The organism is Microbacterium sp. CH1 (assembly GCF_001595495.1).
In the GTDB taxonomy this organism is placed as follows: Bacteria; Actinomycetota; Actinomycetes; order Actinomycetales; family Microbacteriaceae; genus Microbacterium.
This window is the reverse complement of sequence record NZ_LOSO01000011.1, coordinates 442241-460556: the sequence shown is the minus strand read 5'-3', so window position 1 is coordinate 460556 and position 18316 is coordinate 442241. Positions and strand designations below refer to the sequence as shown.

The window sequence follows — 18316 nt, the reverse complement described above, 5'->3', positions numbered from 1 at the left end:
CGTTTCCCCCCGCGCCGTGCCGCGTTTCGTCGGGCGGCGCTCAGAGGGTGGCGCGCATCGCGGCGAGGACCGCGTCCTCGCCCGGCAGCGGCGAGACCGGGTCGCCGTGCAGGAAGATCCGGATCTGCCGGACCGCCTGATGCAGCAGCATCCCGAGCCCGGAGACCACCGGCGCCGCACCCCATGCCGCCGCCAGGGCGGACGGCCAGGGCGCGTAGGCGGCGTCGAACAGCGTGCCGCCGCTCCGGGCGAGTCGGGCGGCACTCTCCGTCGGAAGCACGGTGCCGGAGGGCAGGGTCGCCACCGTGAGGTCGACGGCGCCCTCCACCTCGTCGAGCGGTCGCGGGGTGACCACGACGCCGCGTCGCTCCCCGATCCCGAGGAGCCCCGCGGCGCGCTCCGGCCGACGGGCGGCGACCTCGACCCGTGTCGCCCCCAGGTCGGCGAGAGCGACGAGGGCCGAGGCCGCCGTGGCTCCGGCGCCCAGGATCCGCGCCGTCCCGATCTCGCGGATGCCGGCGTCCCCGAGCGCATCGACGATCCCGCCGACGTCGGTGTTGAATCCTGCCGGGGTCTCCGAGAGCAGGAGCGTGTTGACCGCGCCGGTCAACTCCGCGTGGGCGTCTCGGGTGGCGGCGTATCGGTACGCCTCCTCCTTGAGCGGCATCGTCAGGGACAGGCCGCGCCAGGTGTCGTCGAGGGCCTCGATCGCGTCGTTGAAGCCCTCCGCGCCGACCTGACGGCGCCCGTATTCCCAGTCCAGCCCGAGCACCGCGTAGGCCGCAGCGTGCAGCTCCGGCGACCGTGAGTGCCCGATCGGGTCGCCCCAGACCGCCAGCCGTCTCCGGTTCACCGCGTCAGCAACCGGCGTCGGGGTTCGCGCGGCACCAGTCCCGCCACTTCTCCACGCCCTGCTCGTGCTCCGCGAGGGTCTCCGAGAACTGCGTCTCGCCGGTCTCGAGGTTGACGGTGACGAAGTAGATCCACGGCCCGTCCGCGGGGTGCATCGCGGCATCGATCGCGGCATCGTTCGGGCTCGCGATCGGCGTGGCCGGAAGCCCCTTGTTCACGTAGGTGTTCCACTGGTTGGGGTCTTCCAGAGCCTCGGCCGAGCTCGAGACCACGCCCTCGTGCAGGGAGCCGTACCCGTACTGCGCCGTCGAGTCCATCTGGAGCAGCATGTCGTCGTCGAGGCGGTTCTGGATCACACGCGACACCTTGGCGAAGTCGTCCGTGCGGCCTTCGCGCTGGATGATCGAGGCGATCGTGAGGATCCGCTGCGCGTCCTGGTCCGGGACGCCGGCGGCGGCGAGCGATTCGCGCGTCCGGTCGACCATGCGCTGGATGACCTGCGTCGCGGTGACCTCGGGGTCGAACGTGTACACCGCGGGGAACAGCCACCCCTCCAGACTCTGCGCCTCCACCCCGTACGCGGACGGATCGGCGACGGCTGCCTCGAGGTCGGCCAGCGGCATCCCGAGAGTCTCCGCCATGGACGGCAGGGCCGATTCGATCGTCCCGCCCTCCGGCATGGAGACGGTGTTCTCGAGCTTGTTGTCCTCGTTGCGGAGTGCGGCGAGGGCGTCCTCGGCGGTCATCTTCTTCTGCAGGCGGTAGACGCCGGGATAGAAGGTCACCGCGATGTTCTCGTCGATGAGGTAGTCGTAGAAGACGTCTTCGGTCTTGGTGACGCCCGCCTCATAGAGCGCGGTCGACACGGGTCCGCCGGTATCGCCCTCCTTGATCGTGACGAGTACCTCGCCGGTCGCCTGACCGGGCTCCCAGTCCTTCGGCTCCCCCCACCCCATGGCGTCGGCGATGCGGTCGCCGAAGGTGTTCGCGACCCAGACGCCGCCGGTGGCGATGCCGCCGAGGATCACCAGGACGATGATCAGGGCGATGAGGCAACCCTTGCGGCGCTTCTTCTTGGTCGGCGCGCCGTGATCGCGGCCGTCGTCCTGAGCGGCGAAGATCTCGTCGAGTCCTCCGCCCAGCGCGGGTGCGGGGTCTTCGGTGCCGGTCGACCGGCGCGGCCCCGGAGCGGGGCTCTCATCCGCGCTCGTCGCGGCGACGGGCATCGCGCGTGTCACGACCGGTTCGGCATCCGCGCCGGGCACCGCCGGCCGCTGGTCGTTCGCCGGTGTCTCCGCGGTGGTCGCCGCCGACGCCGAGACCGGGCGGGCGGGCACTTGGGCATCGGGCACGATTCCCGCGTCGGGAGCAGGCGGCGCCTGCTGCTCGCGCGCGGCGGCCTCCCTGGCCGCACGGCGGGATCCGGGTGCCGGCGTGTCATCTCCGGCGGTCGGGACCTGCGGGGACGGAGCGGGGAGGTTCTCGAACAGATCCCCCAACCGGGTGCTCTGCTCGTGCTCGGGCGCACGGCTCTCGCGTTCGGACATGTTCAGGCGGGCTCCTCGTCAACGGGGACCGGGGCACCGGCCGGGTTTCCGGTGCTCTTCTCCGTGTCGATCGCCTGCTGCAGCAGCACCACGGCGGCGACCTGATCCACAATGCTACGAGAGTTCTTCTGTGATCGCCCAGAACTCCGCAGCGCCGCATGCGCGGAGACGGTGCTCAGACGCTCGTCGACGAGGCGGACCGGCACACCGCTCCGCGCCTGGAGAGCCGCCGCGAACTCGCGCGCATCCACCGTCGACGGCGTGTCCGCACCCTGCATGTTCACGGGCAGACCGACGACGATTTCCAGCGGCTCGTACTCCGCAGCCAGCTCCGCGATGCGCGTGAGCGAGCGCTCATCGCGGGGTACGGTCTCGACGGGGACGGCCAGCATGCCGTCCGGATCGGACCGCGCCACGCCCACGCGGGCCCGGCCGACGTCGATGCCGAGCCGGACCCCGCGGCGATAACCGGTCACGCGCCGCGCAGCCCCTGGGAGACGGCCTCAAGCGCGGCGGGCAGTGCCGCTGCGTCGGTGCCGCCACCCTGGGCGACGTCGTCCCGACCGCCGCCGCCTCCGCCGAGCACACCGGCGGCGCGCTTCGCGAGCGCACCCGCCTTCGCACCGGCACCGCGCGCGGCCTCGTTCGTGGCGACGACGACGACAGGGCGACCGTTGACGACCGCACCGAGCGCGACCACCGCGGGGTCGGAGCCGAGCCGGTCGCGCACGCCGTTGACGAGCTCGCGGACATCGTCCGCCGAGGCCACGTCACCCAGCGTCTGTGCCGCCACGCGGAAGTCTCCGACGCGCGTCGCGGCCTCGGCGATGGCGGGAATGCGCCCCGCCCGCTCCTTCGCCTCGAACTGCGCGATGCGCTTCTCCGCGGCCTTGAGGCTCGCGGCGAGATCGGCGATCCGCTCGGGGAGCTGCTCGCGCGGGGTCTTCAGGGAGGCGGTGAGCTGCGAGACGAGAGCCCGCTCCGCCGCGAGCTCACGGAATGCATCCGCTCCGACGAGAGCCTCGATCCGGCGGTTGGAGGCGCCGACCGACGACTCCCCCACCACGCTGACCAGGCCGATCTCCGCACTGGTCGACACGTGCGTGCCGGCGCAGAGCTCACGCGACCACGGGCCGCCGATGTCGACCATCCGCACGACGTCGCCGTACTTCTCGCCGAAGAGCGCCATGGCGCCCGCTTCCTTGGCCTCGTCGAGCGTCACGATCCGGGTGGTCACCTCGAGGGCGTCCTGCACGGCGCGGTTCGTGATCTCCTCGATCTCCGTGCGGGTGTCCGTCGACAGCGCCTGCGACCAGGCGAAGTCGAACCGCATGTAGCCGGCACGGTTCAGCGACCCGGACTGCGTGGCCGTCGGGCCGAGCGTGTCGCGGAGGGCGGCGTGCACGAGGTGGGTGGCGGAATGCGCCTGGCGGGCGGCGCGGCGGTTCGCGGCGTCAACGATCGTCGTCGCGATGTCATCGACCGCGACCGTGCCGCGGGAGACCTCGACCGTATGGCTGATCAGCCCGGGGACCGGACGCTGCACGTCAAGAACCTCGAGCTCGTAGCCCGGGCCCACGATGGTGCCCTTGTCGGCGACCTGACCGCCGGACTCGGCGTACAGCGTCGTCTCGGCGAGCACCACCTCGGCGATCTGGCCCTCGGCGGCGCTGCGCACCGGCGCACCGTCGACGAGCAGGCCGAGCACACGGGACTCCACCTCGAGGGCCGTGTAGCCGTCGAAGCCCGTCTCGCCCAGCGCGCGCAGGTCGCGGTACACCGAGACATCCGCGAGCTGGCGCTTGCGGTTGCGGGCGTCGTCCTTCGCGCGCTGACGCTGCTCCTGCATGAGGGAGTCGAACGCGGCGCGGTCCACGTCCAGTCCGGCCTCTTCGGCGACCTCCAGGGTGAGGTCGATCGGGAAGCCGTAGGTGTCGTGCAGCAGGAACGCCTCGGAACCGCTGAGGGTCTTCCCGCCGCCCTTCTTCGTCTCGTCGAGCGCGAGGTCGAGGATGGTCGATCCCTGCGCCAGGGTGCGCCGGAAGGTCTCCTCCTCGGCGAAGGCCGCCGAGGAGAGCACGGACCAGTCCCGCTCCAGCTCCGGGTACGCCGACTTCATCGCGTCGCGGGAGGCGGCGAACAGCTCGGGGAACGCGGGGTCGTCGACACCGAGGAGCCGCATGGCGCGCACGGTCCGGCGCATGAGGCGCCGCAGGATGTAGCCGCGGCCCTCGTTCGACGGACGCACGCCGTCGGAGAGGAGCATGAGCGAGGAGCGCACGTGATCCGCGATCACCCGGAAGCGGACGTCGTCCTCGTGGACCGCCCCATAGCGGCGGCCGGAGAGCTCGACGGCGCGGTCGAGCACCGGACGCACCTGGTCGGTCTCGTACATGTTCTCGACGCCCTGCTTGAGGAACGCGACGCGCTCCAGTCCCATGCCGGTGTCGATGTTCTTCATCGGCAGCTCGCCGACGATGTCGAACTCGGTCTTGCCGCGGATGTTCTCGATGAAGTCCTGCATGAACACGAGGTTCCAGATCTCCAGGAACCGCGAGTCGTCGACAGCGGGGCCGCCGTCCTTGCCGTAGGCCGGGCCGCGGTCGAAGAAGATCTCGGAGTCAGGGCCACCGGGACCGGGCTGCCCGGTGTTCCAGTAGTTGTCCGCGCGGCCGAGGCGCTGGATGCGCTCCGGCTTGAGTCCGATGATGTCGCGCCAGATCGCCTCGGCCTCGTCGTCGGTCTCGTAGACGGTGACCCAGAGATCCTTCTCGTCGAAGCCGAGGCCGCCGTCGGCCTCCGAGCTCGTGAGCAGCTCCCAGGCGTAGCGGATCGCGCCTTCCTTGAAGTAGTCGCCGAACGACCAGTTGCCGAGCATCTGGAAGAAAGTGCCGTGACGCGCGGTGCGCCCGACCTCCTCGATGTCGTTGGTCCGGATGCACTTCTGCAGGTCGGCGATGCGCGGGTGCGGCGCCGGGACCACGCCCGTGAGGTACGGGATCATCGGGACCATGCCGGCGACCGTGAACAGCAGCGAGGGGTCGTCGCTGACCAGGGATGCCGAGGGGACGATGAGGTGGTCGTTCTTCTCGAAGTAGGAGAGGTAGCGCTGCGCGATTTCCGCAGTTTTCATAGGAGTGCCGGATGTCCTTGCGTGAGGGGGCGCGCCGAGGCGCAGATGCGGGGGGTCAGTTCTCGCCCGGCTCGGTCAACCGAGCCTCCTGCGCGCGATACGCGTCGCTGAGGATCGCGGCGAGGCCGTTGAGGCGGGCGTCGACGTCGGCCAGGATGTCGTGGCCCCGCGGGTCCTTGTTCATGAAGTGAGCCGCGACGAAGCCGCCGATCACGCCGATCAGGAACCACAGCACATTCTTCATGTCGTCATCCTTGCCCTAGAGCCGCGAAGGCGCGGTCTCTCCATCGTAGGCGGAAACGACAGGAGGCGTCGGGAACCCCGACGCCTCCTGTCTGATGCTCTTCCGCTGGATCAGCGGGCCGCGTAGTACTCGACGACGAGCTGCACTTCACAGGTCACGGGGACCTCGGCGCGCTTCGGACGACGGACCAGACGGGCCTGGAGCTTGTCGAGCTCGACCTCGAGGTAACCCGGAACGGCCGGCAGGACCTCGGCGTGACCGCCGGCGGCCGCCACCTGGAAGGGCTCGAGGCCCTCGCTCTTGGGCTTGACGTGGATGAGCTGACCCGGCTTCACGCGGAACGACGGGCGGTCGACGAGCTGGCCGTCGACGAGGATGTGACGGTGCACGACGAGCTGGCGCGCCTGTGCCGTGGTGCGGGCGAAGCCCGAACGCAGGACGAGGGCGTCGAGACGCATCTCGAGGAGCTCGACGAGGTTCTCACCGGTCAGGCCGTCCTGACGACGGGCCTCGTTGAACGCGATGCGCAGCTGCTTCTCGCGGATGCCGTACTGCTCGCGCAGACGCTGCTTCTCACGCAGACGGACGGCGTAGTCGCTGTCGGCCTTGCGCTTGGTGCGGCCGTGCTCACCCGGAGCGTAGGGACGCTTCTCGAGGTAGCGGGCGGCCTTGGGGGTGAGGGCCACGCCGAGGGCGCGGCTGAGACGCACCTTGCGGCGGTCCTGGGACTTCGTGACCACGAAGTTATCCTTCCGATGACGTGGACGTGGATTTCACGTCCGACGGACGTATCACCGCGTTCTGCCTCGGGGCGCACGCCGGGGTGCCGTCGAGGTGGGGTGTGAACGAGGAGATGCCCGAAAACTCGGTTTCGAGCCGCTCAAGTCTAACAGACGGCGGCAGACACCCGAGGTCGTCGGCTCACCGGTCGCCGAGGATGCGCCGGATGCGCTCCAGCCGTGCGCTGATGTCGCGCTCCGCGCCGAGGTTCTTCGGCTCGTAGTAGTGCCGCCCGTCGAGCTCGTCCGGCAGGTACTGCTGCGGCACGATCCCGAACTCGCTGTCGTGCGCGTAGCGGTAGCCGCGGCCGTGCCCGAGGCGCTTCGCCCCGGGGTAGTGCGCGTCGCGGAGGTGAAGGGGCACGCGCCCGAATCCCCCCGCGCGGATGTCGGCGATGGCGGCGTCGATGCCGACGTAGGCCGCGTTCGACTTCGCGGTCGTCGCCAGATACACGGTGGCCTCGGCGAGCGGGATGCGCCCCTCCGGCATCCCGATGAAGGCCACCGCGTCGGCCGCGGCCACGGCGATGCCGAGGGCCTGGGGGTCGGCGAGCCCCACGTCTTCGGAGGCGGAGATGACGAGCCGACGGGCGATGAACCGCGGGTCCTCCCCCGCCTCGATCATGCGGGCGAGGTAGTGCAGCGCGGCGTCCGGGTCGGAACCGCGGATCGACTTGATAAAGGCGCTGATGACGTCGTAGTGCTCGTCGCCCTGGCGGTCGTAACGGAGCAGGGCCTTGTCGACGGCCTGTGCCACGTCGTCGGCGGTGACCTCCGGGATGACCGTCTCCGGGTCTTCGCCGTCGTCGTCGGCCTCGGAGGCGGCGGCGTGCGAGAGCGCCACGGCAGCGGCGGCCTCCAGTCCGGTGAGGGCACGACGGGCGTCCCCCGACGCGAGGCGGATGAGCGCCGACCGCGCCTCATCGCTGAGCGCGACCGTACCGGAGAGTCCGCGGGCATCCGACACCGCGCGGTCCACGAGCACCCCGATGTCGTCATCGGTGAGCGGCTGCAGCGTGAGCAGCAACGACCGGGACAGCAGCGGCGAGATCACCGAGAACGAGGGGTTCTCCGTGGTCGCGGCGATGAGGATGACCCACCCGTTCTCCACGCCGGGCAGCAGCGCGTCCTGCTGAGCCTTGGTGAAGCGGTGGATCTCATCGAGGAAGAGGATCGTCGTCTGCCCGTACAGGTCGCGCTGGGTGATGGCCTCCTGCATGACCTCCCGGACGTCCTTGACGCCGGCGGTGATGGCCGAGAGCTCGACGAACCGGCGGCCGGACGAGCGGGCGATGGCCTGCGCGAGCGTGGTCTTGCCGGTGCCCGGCGGACCCCAGAGGATGATCGACACCGCTCCGGGCGAGCTGGCCTCCGGATCGGCGAGGGCCACGATGGGCGACCCGGCCCGCAGCAGGTGGCGCTGCCCCGCGACCTCGTCCAGCGACACCGGGCGCATGCGCACGGCGAGCGGTGTCGCCCCGGAGAGCAGGGCGGAGGGAGAGGACATTCCTCCAGGCTAACGGCGGCCGGGGACACGAGGCGAGGCCGTGCCCCCGGTAGGCTCTCAGGCGACGTCGTGGACCGGCGTCGGATGGGAGAGACAGGGCATGGCCGCACGCGGTTCCAAGAAGGCGCAGGCACGCACCGAGGCGGAGCGCGCTCGGCTGCACACCGCCCGCACCCACTGGCACCAGGATCAGATCCGCCGACGCACCCGCGACAACGCCATCGCGATCACGGTCGGCGCCCTCATCGTCGTGGGCGCGATCGTCAGCCAGGTCGTGCATGCGCAGGTGACCGCTCCGGAACCGACGCCCACGCCGTCGCCGACCTCGTCGATCGCTCCCTCCCCGACCCCGAGCGATGCGCCCAGCCCGGTGCCGACGGCTTCCGAGACACCGACGGAGTGAGGCTCTCCGGCGTCGTCAGTCCTCGTCGAGGACGGCGAGCCGGTACCCGCGCTTGACCACGGTCTGCACGAGGTCCCCGTCGCCGAGGGCCTCCCTCAGCCGCGCCACCGCGACCTCGACAGCACGCGCACTGCGTCGACCGCCGGGGAGGACCTGGCCGATCTCCGCCCTGGTGAGCACGCGCCCGTCGGCGATGAACAGGGCCTCGAGGATGCTGACCGCGCCGCGGGAGAGCGGGACGAAGCCTCCGTCGATCAGCGCGCCTCCGCTGCGCACCGCCAGGCGCCCCACCGCCGTCCGTCGCTCGAGGACCCCGTACGTGAGCGGGGCGAGAGCGCTCCGGGCGAGGTCGTCCGCGGTGGGCCCGCACGACGTCGATGCGGGCAGGCCGCTCTCCGCCAATCGCGCGGTCGCGGCGGCGTCGGTCGTGGCGAGCAGCAGGCGGGACGTGCGCGACCGTTCGCGGATGGCGTCGAGCATGCCCAGTCGTTCCACGGTGGCGAGCCACCCGGGCAGGGCCTCCGCCACGGGGAACAGCACCGCGTCCACCTGACCGGACGCGATCCGGTACAACGTCCGCTTGGTGCCGGCCGGGATCGCGTGGTCCGCCCGGGGCGGGGTGATCCGGACGACATCCGAGCCGGTCGCAGCGAGGATCCGCAGAAGCGTGTCGACGTCGACCGGCTCCGGGCGCACCGGCCGCGGCACCTCGACCACCACGACGCGGCAGCCGACGAGCGCCGGAGCAGGACGCGGGGGCGCACTCATGCGGAGCCCTCCGCCGACCTCGCAGTACCGGCGCGTCGCCGTGTCCGTGGCGGGTGCCGGACGACGCCGATCGGGCCTCCGGGCCGCGCGAGGTCCGCCCCGCCGATCAGGGTCTCCGGAACGACGGCGCCGGCGCTCCGCAGGTCCGCGAGTGCGTCCGGTATGTCCTCCGCCCGGAGCCCGCTGACGGCGAGGAGCCCTCGATCGATCCGTACTGTCGCCTCGCGTCGTGCCGCGAGATGACCCACGACGAGGAGCAGCGTCCCGTCGGACTCGTCGCCGACGCGCACCTCCAGGACGGGAGCGGCCGTCGTCCCGCGGAGACGCACCTCGGAGCGAAGGCTTCCGCGGTCGCCGGGCCGTACGCCGACGTTCACCTCGGCGCGCCCCTGCAGCGCGAGCGCGAGACGGCGGAGGCAGGGGCCGCAGCCGCGGCTCTCGACCGCACCGTCCAGAGCCTCCGCGACGGTCCGGATCCCGCGGTCCGCGAGCTCCGCTGTCAGCACCTCCAGCGGCGAGCACCGCAGCCCATGTGCGCAGGCCTCCGCTCCGTCCGCGGCCACGGCGGCGGCCAGGAGCGCCCGCGCCGCCCTCTGACCGTCGAGCGACCCGGGCGCGAGACCGGCGAGCGAGGCATCCGCCGACGCGCCGATGACCGTCACGCGATGCACCACGCGGGCATCCTCGGAGAGCACGACCTCCCCGAACATGCGGTCTCCCCCGCTCGGAAGAGGGATGTCGACCGTCGGCCCGTCACCGTCCGCGACACGCAGGGCCACGACCTCGATACCGCCGGGACTCCCGCGCCACCCGTGTCCCGCCGGGCTCGCAATCCGATCGCCGAGCAGGGCGGCCGCCGCTCGATCCGCGGACGCCAGGGCCGCCTCCGTGCCGCCGGATGCCGGGTCCGCGGCGACGTCGCCGATCGCGAGGACGCGCGGGTCGGACGTCCGCCCGTCCGCGTCCACGAGGACACCGCCGCCCGGCCGCGTGGGGAGCCCGGCGTTCCGTGCCAGCTCATCCCGTGCCCGCGCACCCGTCGTCAGGATGAGGTCGGTCCGTGCGAACGTGCCGTCCTGGAACTCCACGGCCGTCACCGCGCCCGTCGCGTCGGGGTCGACGCGGGTCACCCGCGTCCGCGTCCGGACCGCGATACCGCGCGCCTCGACGATCCCGCGGAGTGCGCTCGCCCCGGGAACCGTGAGGTGTGCGGGCAGCAGGCGATCCGCGGTGTCCACGATCGTCGTCTGCACCCCGGCGTCGTGCAGCGCGCATGCGGCGTCCACTCCGCCCTCGTCGCCGACGACGACCGCGCGCAACGCCCGCGGCATCTCCGTCGCACGGACGGCGAGGAACGCACGCAGCATGTGCGCGTCCTCCATCGTGCGCAGGACGAACGACCCCCGGGCACGGATCCCCGGCACGTCGAGCCGCTGGGCGTGGGTGCCGGTCGCGAGGACGAGCGCGTCGTAGTCGTACCACCGGTGCGACCGCGTCCGCACGCGGTGCCCTCCCCTGTCGATCCGCAGGACCCGGTCGTCGTCGATGAGGCGGACGCGGTCGTCGCGGAACGGCGCGCGATCGAGCTCGCCCGCCGACGCCGGAGTGCCGCCGACGATGCGCGCCACGACGGAGCGGTCGTAGGGCAGGCGTCCCTCGTCTCCGAACACCGTGATCCGCACGGCACGGTCCGGGTCCTCCAGCATCCGTGCGACGAAGCGGTGCGCCGCCGCCCCCGCCCCCACGACGACGATCTCCGCTGTGCGCGCTGCGTTGTCGTCCATGGAACTCCTGTCGACCTGGGGACTGTCGTGGTCGCGACGATAGGAGCGCCGTGTTACCCGCAGATGACGCGCAGTGTGTCCTGCATCGAACGTTCTGCTCACGAAACGGTAACGTCCCGCCCCGCGAGACCCCGCCTCGTCGCCGACACCCCGCCTCGTTCGCGCACGAATCACGGGGTCTCGGCGGGAAGACGGGGTCTCGCGGATCAGAGAGGGCGTACTAGGCTGAGCCTCGTCCTTTCCGCCTCCCGCGGCGTGACCGCGCAAGGAGAATCACCGTGTCTGCCAACGAGCCCGCGAAGCCGACCCCGCCCGTTCCCACCCCGCCCGCCGTGCCGATGCCGCGGAAGACGCCGACTCCGGCCGCCGTCGCCCCGGCCGCCGCGAAGCCGACTCCGGTCTCGTCCGCCGGCGAATGGGGCCGTGTCTCCGAAGACGGCACCGTCGAGGTGCGCGAGGGTGAGTCCTGGCGCGTCGTCGGTCAGTACCCGGACGGTACCCCCGACGAGGCCCTGGCCTACTTCGTCCGCAAGTACGACGACATCGCCTTCAAGGTCGTCGCCCTGGAGCAGCGCCACCAGGCCGGCGGCGCCTCCGCGAGCGACCTGTCGAAGCAGGCCGCGCACCTCATCGACGAAGCCACGGACGCCGCGGCCGTCGGCGACCTCGCCGGTCTCCGCGATCGTCTCACCGCGCTGACCGCGTCGCTGTCCGAGGCCACGGCCCAGGAGGCACAGCAGGCGAAGGAGCTCGTCGAGCAGGCCGTCGCCGAGCGCACCGCCCTCGTCGAGCGTGCCGAGGCCATCGCCGCCCGCGACCTGAGCAAGGTGCAGTGGAAGCAGGTCACCGCCGAGCTCAACGAGCTGTTCGAGGCCTGGCAGGCCCAGCAGCAGAACGGTCCGCGCCTGTCGAAGGGCGTCTCGCAGCAGCTCTGGAAGCGGTTCCGCGACGCCAGGGCCGTCGTCGACAAGCACCGCCGGGCGTTCTACTCCGAGCTCGACGATGCGCACAAGGCCGCGCGCGACGCGAAGTCCCGACTGGTCGAACGGGCCGAGGCCCTGGCGCCGCGCGGCGTCGACGGCATCCCCGCCTACCGCTCCCTCCTCGACGAGTGGAAGACGGCCGGACGCGCCGGACGCAAGGCCGACGACGCCCTCTGGGCACGGTTCAAGGCCGCCGGCGACGCCCTCTACGCCGCCCGCGCCGAGCAGGCCGCCGCCGAGGAGGTCGACTCCGCTCCGAAGATCGAGGCCCGGCAGGCGCTGCTCGAGCAGGCCAAGGCGGTCGCCGACGAGCCGAACATCAAGCGCGCCCGCGCCCTGCTCACGCGCATCCAGCGGGAGTGGGACGAGGTCGGCCGCATCTTCCCGCGCGACAAGGAGCGTGCGCTCGACGACAAGCTCCGCGTCATCGAGCAGGCGCTCAAGGCCCGCGAGGACGTCGACTGGAAGAAGAACAACCCGGAGACCAAGGCGCGAGCGAACGACATGAGCTCGCAGCTGCACGAAGCCATCGAGAAGCTGGAGGCCGAACTGGCCGCCGCCGAGAAGGCCGGTGACAGCAAGGCCGCCAAGGAGGCCGCGGACGCCCTCGAGGCCCGTCGCGCCTGGCTCAACGCTCTCGGCGGCTGAGCTCTCCACAGGTCCGGCCATCTCCGTCTGAGCGGGGTGCGCGACGCCACACTGGCGTCATGCACCCCGCTCTGCTCTATCTCCCCGGTTCGCGCCTCAGCCGGCCGGAACTCTGCGCCGCCCGCCTGGACGGTCATGTCGTCGAGATCGGCGACGCCTACATCCCCGCGGACCTGCCGGAGTCCGCCGATGTGCGGGCGAGCAGCATCGCCACGCTCATCCAGGACGGCGCCGCCGCCTGCGGGCCCAGTGCCGCCTGGATCCACGGCGCCCGCGACGAGCCGCCGACCGTCCATCACGCGCGACGCTGCGTCGAGCGGCGGGTGCGTCCGCGCGTGCACGCCAGAGTCATCTTCCACGACACCCGGCTTCCTCGGACGGACGTGGAGCTGCTCGGGGGGATCGCCGTCTCCACGCCCGTCCGGACGATGTGCGACCTGGCCACGAGTCTCCATCGAGACCCGCGCGTCCTCCCCTGGATGCAGGCGCTCGCTCAGGCCCACCCGGAAGCGCTCGACGACGCCATCGCCAGCCTGCGGACCCGCTCCCGCGTTCCGGGCAGCGTCAGCGGCCTCGCCGCACTCGAGCGGCTGGTCAGGAGGAGGTGACGCGGTACACGTCGTAGACCGCATCGATACGGCGTACCGCGTTCAGGACGCGGTCCAGGTGCACGGCGTCGCCCATCTCGAACACGAAGCGGCTCAGCGCCAGGCGCTCATCGGTCGTCGACACGGTCGCCGAGAGGATGTTCACGTGATGCTCGCTGAGCACCCGCGTGACGTCGGAGAGGAGGCCCGAGCGGTCCAGCGCCTCCACCTGGATCTGCACCCGGAAGACGCTCTTCTTGGTCGGTGCCCAGGAGACCTCGACGAAGCGGTCCTGCTCGCCGCTGAGGGCCTTCACGTTCACGCAGTCCGCCCGATGCACGGAGACGCCGCTCCCCCGCGTGACGAACCCGACGATGGGGTCGCCGGGCACGGGCGTGCAGCACTTCGCCAGCTTCACCAGGATGTCGTTCGCGCCGCGCACGAGCACGCCCGAGTCGCCACCGCGGGTCTCGCGCGTCTGGACGCTTCCCGGCAGGTCGATCGCCCCGGTGGTGGGCTCGTCGGTGGCGACGAGCGCGGTGACCTTCTCGAGCACCGACTGCGTCGAGACGTGCCCCTCGCCGACGGCGGCGTAGAGACCCGAGACGTCCTCGTAGTGCATCTGGTGGGCGACCTCGGTGAACGAGTCCTGGCTCATCAGACGCTGCAGCGGCAGGTTCTGCCGGCGCATAGCGCGCGCGATGGACTCCTTGCCCTGCTCGATGGCCTCCTCGCGGCGCTCCTTCGTGAACCAGCCGCGGATCTTGTTCCTGGCTCGCGTGCTCTTGACGAAGCCGAGCCAGTCCTGGCTGGGCCCCGCGTCCGGGTTCTTCGAGGTGAAGACCTCGACGACGTCGCCGCTCTTCAGCTCCGACTCCAGCGGCACCAGGCGTCCGTTGACCTTGGCGCCCATGGTGCGGTGCCCGATCTCGGTGTGGACGGCATAGGCGAAGTCGACCGGGGTGGCACCGGCCGGGAGGCCGATCACCCGCCCCTTCGGCGTGAAGACGTAGACCTCCTTGGCGCCGATCTCGAACCGCAGCGAGTCGAGGAACTCCCCGGGGTCCGCGGTCTCGGCCTGCCAGTCGGAGATGTGGGCCAGCCACGCCATGTCGGTGTCGGAGGCGCGGACCTCGACCTTGCCGCCGCCGTTCATGCGCTCCTTGTACATCCAGTGCGCGGCGACGCCGTACTCCGCCTGGTGATGCATCTCGTGCGTGCGGATCTGGATCTCGACCGTCCGTCCGGCCGGGCCGATCACGGTCGTGTGCAGCGACTGGTAGAGGTTGAACTTCGGGGTGGCGATGTAGTCCTTGAACCGGCCGGGCAGCGGCGTCCAGCGGGCGTGGATGGCCCCGAGCACGGCGTAGCAGTCGCGCACGGAGGACACGAGGACACGGATCCCGATCAGGTCGTAGATGTCGTCGAACTCGCGGCCGCGGATGACCATCTTCTGGTACACCGAGTACAGCTGCTTGGGCCGGCCGACGACCTTGCCGCGGATGCGCAGGTCGCGGAGGTCCTCGTCGATCTCCTCGATGACCTGGCTCAGATACTTCTCCCGCTGCGGGGTGCGCTGGGCGATGAGGCTGTGGATCTCGTTGTAGATCTTCGGGTGGAGGACGGCGAAGGAGAGGTCTTCGAGCTCCGACTTGATCGCCTGGATACCGAGGCGATTGGCCAGCGGCGCGTAGATCTCGAGCGTCTCCTTGGCCTTCTTCGCCGCCTTCTCCGGCGGGACGAAGCCCCAGGTGCGGGCGTTGTGCAGCCGGTCGGCGAGCTTGATGAGCAGCACGCGGATGTCCTTCGACATCGCGACGATCATCTTGCGCACGGTCTCGGCCTGTGCGCTCTCGCCGTACTTGACCTTGTCGAGCTTGGTCACGCCGTCCACGAGCATCGCGACCTCGTCGCCGAACTCGGCGGTGAGATCGGTGAGCGCGTAGCCCGTGTCCTCGACGGTGTCGTGCAGCAGGGCGGCCGCGATCGCCCGCGGGCCGAGCCCGAGCTCCGCGAGGATCTGGGCGACGGCGAGCGGATGCGTGATGTACGGCTCGCCGCTCTGCCGCTTCTGTCCCTCGTGCTTCTCCTTGGCCACGGCATAGGCGCGGGAGATGACGGCGAAGTCGCCCTTGGGGTGGTTCGCCCTGACGGTGCGGATCAGGTTGTCGAGATCGTTGATCCGGGACGCACGCGAGAAGATGCGGGGCACCAGCCGTCGCAGACTCGAACCCTGCGATGCCGTCTGCGGCTCCGCCATCCACTCACCTCCGAATCAGACAATCCTACGCGCGCTGAGCGGGGGTCGGCCCCGCGGCGGGGGCGTCAGGCGTCGACAGCCGCTTTGCTCCGAGCCGCGCGGATACGGGCGTCGCGCTCCTTGATCTGCGGCTCGTTCTCGCGGAAGAGCGAGTACAGCGGCGCGGCCACGAAGAGCGTCGAGTACGTCGCCACGAGGATGCCCACGAAGATCGACAGCGAGATGTCGGTCAGCGTCTCCGCACCGAGCCAGAAGGCGCCGATGAAGAGGATCGCACCGACCGGCAGCGCGGCCACCACGGACGTGTTGATCGAGCGGATGAGGGTCTGGTTCACCGCGAGGTTGACCGATTCCCCGAACAGCCGCGACGTCTTCTCCCCGTCCTCCGTCGTGTTCTCCCTGATCTTGTCGAACACCACGGTGGTGTCGTACAGGGAGTACGCGAGGATCGTCAGAAAGCCGATGACGGCCGCCGGCGAGATCTCGAATCCGGCGAGGGCGTACACGCCGACGGTGATCACGAGCACGTCGAGCAGACCGATGATCGCGGCCGCCGACATCTTCCACGTGCGGAAGTAGATCGCGAGGATCAGGAAGGTCAGGGCGAGGAAGATCGCCAGACCCCACAGGGACTGCCGGGTGACGCTCTCGCCCCAGGCCGGGCCGATGAACGAGGAGGCGACGGCGTCCGGCTCGACACCGTAGGCGTCGGCGAGGGCGCGCGCCACCTGCTGCGTCTCGCCCTCGGTCATCTGGTCGGTCTGCACGCGGACGTCCTGGTCGTTGACGATGACGACCTTGGTCGCCGCGCCGGGGACGACCGACTGCACCGCTTCGGTCGCCGTGTCCTGATCCGTGGTGTCCGGCGCGGTCACCGTGAACTGCGAGCCGCCGGTGAACTCGATCGAGAACTGGATCGGGCGGAACAGCGGCACGAGCGCGGAGCCGACGACCAGGGCGATCGCGATGATGAACCAGAGGCGGCGGCGCCCCACGAACGGGAAGGAGGTCTTGCCCGTGTAGAGGTTGTTGCCGAACTCATTCATGGAAGGCATCAGTTGTCTCCCTCCCTTCCGGCCGTGGTCTGTCTCTCGGCGGCGAGGGCCTCCGCCCGCTTGCGCTCGGCGATGGTCTGCCGGCGATCCGCCTCTCCACGCGAACGCGCGTTCTTCGCCCCGCGCCCCGCGGACGCCGTGGCGACCTCGCGGTACTGCGAGCGGCTCCGGTACACGGCGCCCAGGGCCTCCGGATCCAGACCGGAGAGCTTGTGCCCGCCGCCGAAGAACCGCGTACGCGCGAGCAACTGCATCACCGGGTGGGTGAAGATCACGAAGATCAGCACGTCGATCACGGTGGTGAGGCCGAGCGTGAACGCGAAGCCCTTCACCGTCGAGTCGGCGAGGATGTACAGCACCACGGCGGCCAGGACGTTGATGGACTTGGAGATGTAGATCGTGCGCTTCGCCCGACCCCAGCCGTCTTCGACGGCACCCGTGATCGACTTGCCGTCGCGCAGCTCGTCGCGGATGCGCTCGAAGTAGACGATGAAGGAGTCGGCGGTGAAGCCGATCGACACGATCAGGCCCGCGACGCCGGCGAGCGAGAGTCGGAAGCCGATCCGCCACGCCAGGATGCAGATGACGATGTAGGTCAGCACCGCCATCACCGCGATGGACGCGATGATCACCGTCCCGAGCGCGCGGTACGACAGCAGCGAGTACACCGCCACCAGTGCGAGACCGATGAGTCCCGCGATGAGGCCGATCTGGAGCTGCTGGGTGCCGAGGGTCGCGGAGATCGTGTCCGAGCTCTGCACCTCGAAGCTGAGCGGGAGGGCTCCGAACTTGAGCTGATCGGCCAGGGTCGTCGCGCTCTCCTGCGTGAAGCTGCCGGAGATGCTGGGGCGGCCGTCGAGGATGACGCCGTTCATGCGCGGCGCGCTGATGACCTCGCCGTCGAGCACGAAGGCGAACTGGTCGCGCGGCGACAGCCCGTCGATGCGGTTCTGGTTGAGCCGGGTGCTCACCTGGCCGAAGGCGTCCGCGCCGTCGCCGTTCATGGTGAGCTGCACGATCCAGGCGCCGGAGCGCGGGTCGCGTCCCGCCGTCGCGTCGGTGATCGCACGGCCGTCGAGCTCCGCCGGGCCGAGGATGAACTTCGCGGTGTCGTCGGGCGAGCAGGCGATCACCGGCTCGTCCTTCGGCGCCTTCGACGGGTCGTTGGACGGGTTGGCGCAGTCGTACGCCTGGAACTCCGCCGCGAGCTTGTCCGTGACCCACGACAGGTCGCTGGCGTCGGTGGGCTCGGCCGTGGGCTCGGCGTTCAGCGAGGGGTCAGGGCTCGGGTACGGGGTGGAGTTGCCGTCCTCTCCGACGAACTCCGTGCTCGCGGCCGTGGTGTACAGCACCGGACGGAACTCGAGCTGGGCGCTGGACTGGATCCGCTGCCGCGTCTGCTCGTCCGCCTCACCGGGGATCTGGACGACGATGTTGCGTCCGCCCTCGGTGGTGATGTCGGCCTCGGCCACACCGGAGGCGTCGACGCGCTGGCGGATGATCGCCGCGGCCTGGTCGAGCTGCTCCTGCGTCGGCGCTGCTCCGTCCTCCGTCTCGGCACTCAGGATGATCTGGGTGCCGCCCTGCAGGTCGAGCGCGAGCTCGGGTGTCCACGAGCTCTGCTTGAAGACGTACACACCCAGCGCGTTGATGCCGAAGAGCACGCCCGTCACGAGGAGCAGGCCGAGGAGGACCCGCCAGGCGTGACGGACAGGAGAGGATGAAGCCACGTGTGTTCAGCTTTCTGGAGGGACGGTGATCCGGGA

General features: G+C 70.8%; 15 protein-coding genes. 3 read left to right on the top strand and 12 right to left on the bottom strand.

Translation table 11 applies throughout. The annotated features are described in order from the left end of the window. Positions 1-40: 40 nt before the first annotated feature. The 7 genes from AUV07_RS05565 to AUV07_RS05535 form a co-directional block, all read right to left on the bottom strand. Complete coding sequence (locus AUV07_RS05565) at positions 41-853, bottom strand: shikimate dehydrogenase (protein ID WP_062634481.1); 813 nt, start codon at positions 851-853, stop codon at positions 41-43. A gap of 4 nt (positions 854-857) precedes the next feature. Continuing rightward, positions 858-2399, bottom strand: coding sequence for an endolytic transglycosylase MltG (gene mltG, locus AUV07_RS05560; RefSeq protein WP_062634479.1), 1542 nt, complete (start codon positions 2397-2399; stop codon positions 858-860). Positions 2400-2401: 2 nt separating this feature from the next. After that, positions 2402-2875 carry a Holliday junction resolvase RuvX gene (ruvX, locus tag AUV07_RS05555; RefSeq protein ID WP_062634477.1) on the bottom strand — a complete coding sequence of 158 codons (474 nt, stop codon included), beginning with the start codon at positions 2873-2875 and terminating at the stop codon, positions 2402-2404. Next, the gene (alaS, locus tag AUV07_RS05550) at positions 2872-5532 is read right to left on the bottom strand and encodes an alanine--tRNA ligase (protein WP_062634475.1); all 2661 of its coding nucleotides are present in this window, start codon (positions 5530-5532) and stop codon (positions 2872-2874) included. Before alaS ends, ruvX begins: the two co-directional genes overlap by 4 nt. A 55-nt stretch (positions 5533-5587) precedes the next feature. Beyond that, entirely contained in the window at positions 5588-5776 is a 189-nt protein-coding gene (locus tag AUV07_RS05545; RefSeq protein ID WP_025103513.1) for a hypothetical protein, read from the bottom strand. Positions 5777-5886: 110 nt separating this feature from the next. Beyond that, the gene (gene rpsD, locus AUV07_RS05540; RefSeq protein WP_025103514.1) at positions 5887-6516 is read right to left on the bottom strand and encodes a 30S ribosomal protein S4; all 630 of its coding nucleotides are present in this window, start codon (positions 6514-6516) and stop codon (positions 5887-5889) included. A gap of 181 nt (positions 6517-6697) precedes the next feature. Further along, on the bottom strand, positions 6698-8062 hold the full coding sequence (locus tag AUV07_RS05535) for a replication-associated recombination protein A (protein ID WP_082802861.1): 1365 nt from the start codon (positions 8060-8062) through the stop codon (positions 6698-6700). A 100-nt stretch (positions 8063-8162) separates the two neighbouring features. Between AUV07_RS05535 and AUV07_RS05530 the strand changes: the two genes are divergently transcribed. Beyond that, entirely contained in the window at positions 8163-8465 is a 303-nt protein-coding gene (locus AUV07_RS05530; RefSeq protein ID WP_062634473.1) for a hypothetical protein, read from the top strand. Positions 8466-8480: 15 nt separating this feature from the next. Here AUV07_RS05530 and AUV07_RS05525 read toward each other — a convergent pair whose 3' ends face one another. Both AUV07_RS05525 and AUV07_RS05520 read right to left on the bottom strand, forming a co-directional pair. After that, positions 8481-9233, bottom strand: coding sequence for a winged helix-turn-helix domain-containing protein (locus AUV07_RS05525; protein WP_062634471.1), 753 nt, complete (start codon positions 9231-9233; stop codon positions 8481-8483). Further along, positions 9230-11017, bottom strand: coding sequence for an NAD(P)/FAD-dependent oxidoreductase (locus AUV07_RS05520; RefSeq protein WP_062634469.1), 1788 nt, complete (start codon positions 11015-11017; stop codon positions 9230-9232). The genes AUV07_RS05525 and AUV07_RS05520 overlap by 4 nt, the downstream gene beginning before the upstream one ends. A gap of 278 nt (positions 11018-11295) precedes the next feature. Between AUV07_RS05520 and AUV07_RS05515 the strand changes: the two genes are divergently transcribed. Both AUV07_RS05515 and AUV07_RS05510 read left to right on the top strand, forming a co-directional pair. Next, positions 11296-12648: a DUF349 domain-containing protein gene (locus AUV07_RS05515; RefSeq protein WP_231868203.1), complete on the top strand. Its 1353-nt coding sequence runs from the start codon at positions 11296-11298 to the stop codon at positions 12646-12648. Between the two features lie 59 nt (positions 12649-12707). After that, on the top strand, positions 12708-13256 hold the full coding sequence (locus AUV07_RS05510) for a hypothetical protein (RefSeq protein ID WP_062634467.1): 549 nt from the start codon (positions 12708-12710) through the stop codon (positions 13254-13256). On the opposite strand, the gene AUV07_RS05505 is transcribed toward AUV07_RS05510, so the two are convergent. The 3 genes from AUV07_RS05505 to secD form a co-directional block, all read right to left on the bottom strand. After that, positions 13243-15495, bottom strand: a complete 2253-nt coding sequence (locus AUV07_RS05505; protein WP_062634465.1) for a RelA/SpoT family protein — start codon at positions 15493-15495, stop codon at positions 13243-13245. The two genes, AUV07_RS05510 and AUV07_RS05505, sit on opposite strands and share 14 nt — an antisense overlap. 65 nt (positions 15496-15560) lie before the next feature. Beyond that, positions 15561-16550 carry a protein translocase subunit SecF gene (secF, locus tag AUV07_RS05500; protein ID WP_025103522.1) on the bottom strand — a complete coding sequence of 330 codons (990 nt, stop codon included), beginning with the start codon at positions 16548-16550 and terminating at the stop codon, positions 15561-15563. Then, positions 16550-18280: a protein translocase subunit SecD gene (gene secD / locus AUV07_RS05495; RefSeq protein WP_062634464.1), complete on the bottom strand. Its 1731-nt coding sequence runs from the start codon at positions 18278-18280 to the stop codon at positions 16550-16552. The genes secF and secD overlap by 1 nt, the downstream gene beginning before the upstream one ends. Between the last annotated feature and the right edge of the window lie 36 nt (positions 18281-18316).

Bases quoted from the DNA above. Each gene is read 5' to 3' on its own strand.
- AUV07_RS05510 (WP_062634467.1), top strand. From the start codon at position 12,708: ATGCACCCCGCTCTGCTCTATCTCCCCGGTTCGCGCCTCAGCCGGCCG.
- AUV07_RS05505 (WP_062634465.1), bottom strand. From the start codon at position 15,495: ATGGCGGAGCCGCAGACGGCATCGCAGGGTTCGAGTCTGCGACGGCTG.
- AUV07_RS05525 (WP_062634471.1), bottom strand. From the start codon at position 9,233: ATGAGTGCGCCCCCGCGTCCTGCTCCGGCGCTCGTCGGCTGCCGCGTC.
- AUV07_RS05520 (WP_062634469.1), bottom strand. From the start codon at position 11,017: ATGGACGACAACGCAGCGCGCACAGCGGAGATCGTCGTCGTGGGGGCG.
- AUV07_RS05530 (WP_062634473.1), top strand. From the start codon at position 8,163: ATGGCCGCACGCGGTTCCAAGAAGGCGCAGGCACGCACCGAGGCGGAG.
- mltG (WP_062634479.1), bottom strand. From the start codon at position 2,399: ATGTCCGAACGCGAGAGCCGTGCGCCCGAGCACGAGCAGAGCACCCGG.
- AUV07_RS05535 (WP_082802861.1), bottom strand. From the start codon at position 8,062: ATGTCCTCTCCCTCCGCCCTGCTCTCCGGGGCGACACCGCTCGCCGTG.
- AUV07_RS05545 (WP_025103513.1), bottom strand. From the start codon at position 5,776: ATGAAGAATGTGCTGTGGTTCCTGATCGGCGTGATCGGCGGCTTCGTC.
- alaS (WP_062634475.1), bottom strand. From the start codon at position 5,532: ATGAAAACTGCGGAAATCGCGCAGCGCTACCTCTCCTACTTCGAGAAG.
- secF (WP_025103522.1), bottom strand. From the start codon at position 16,550: ATGCCTTCCATGAATGAGTTCGGCAACAACCTCTACACGGGCAAGACC.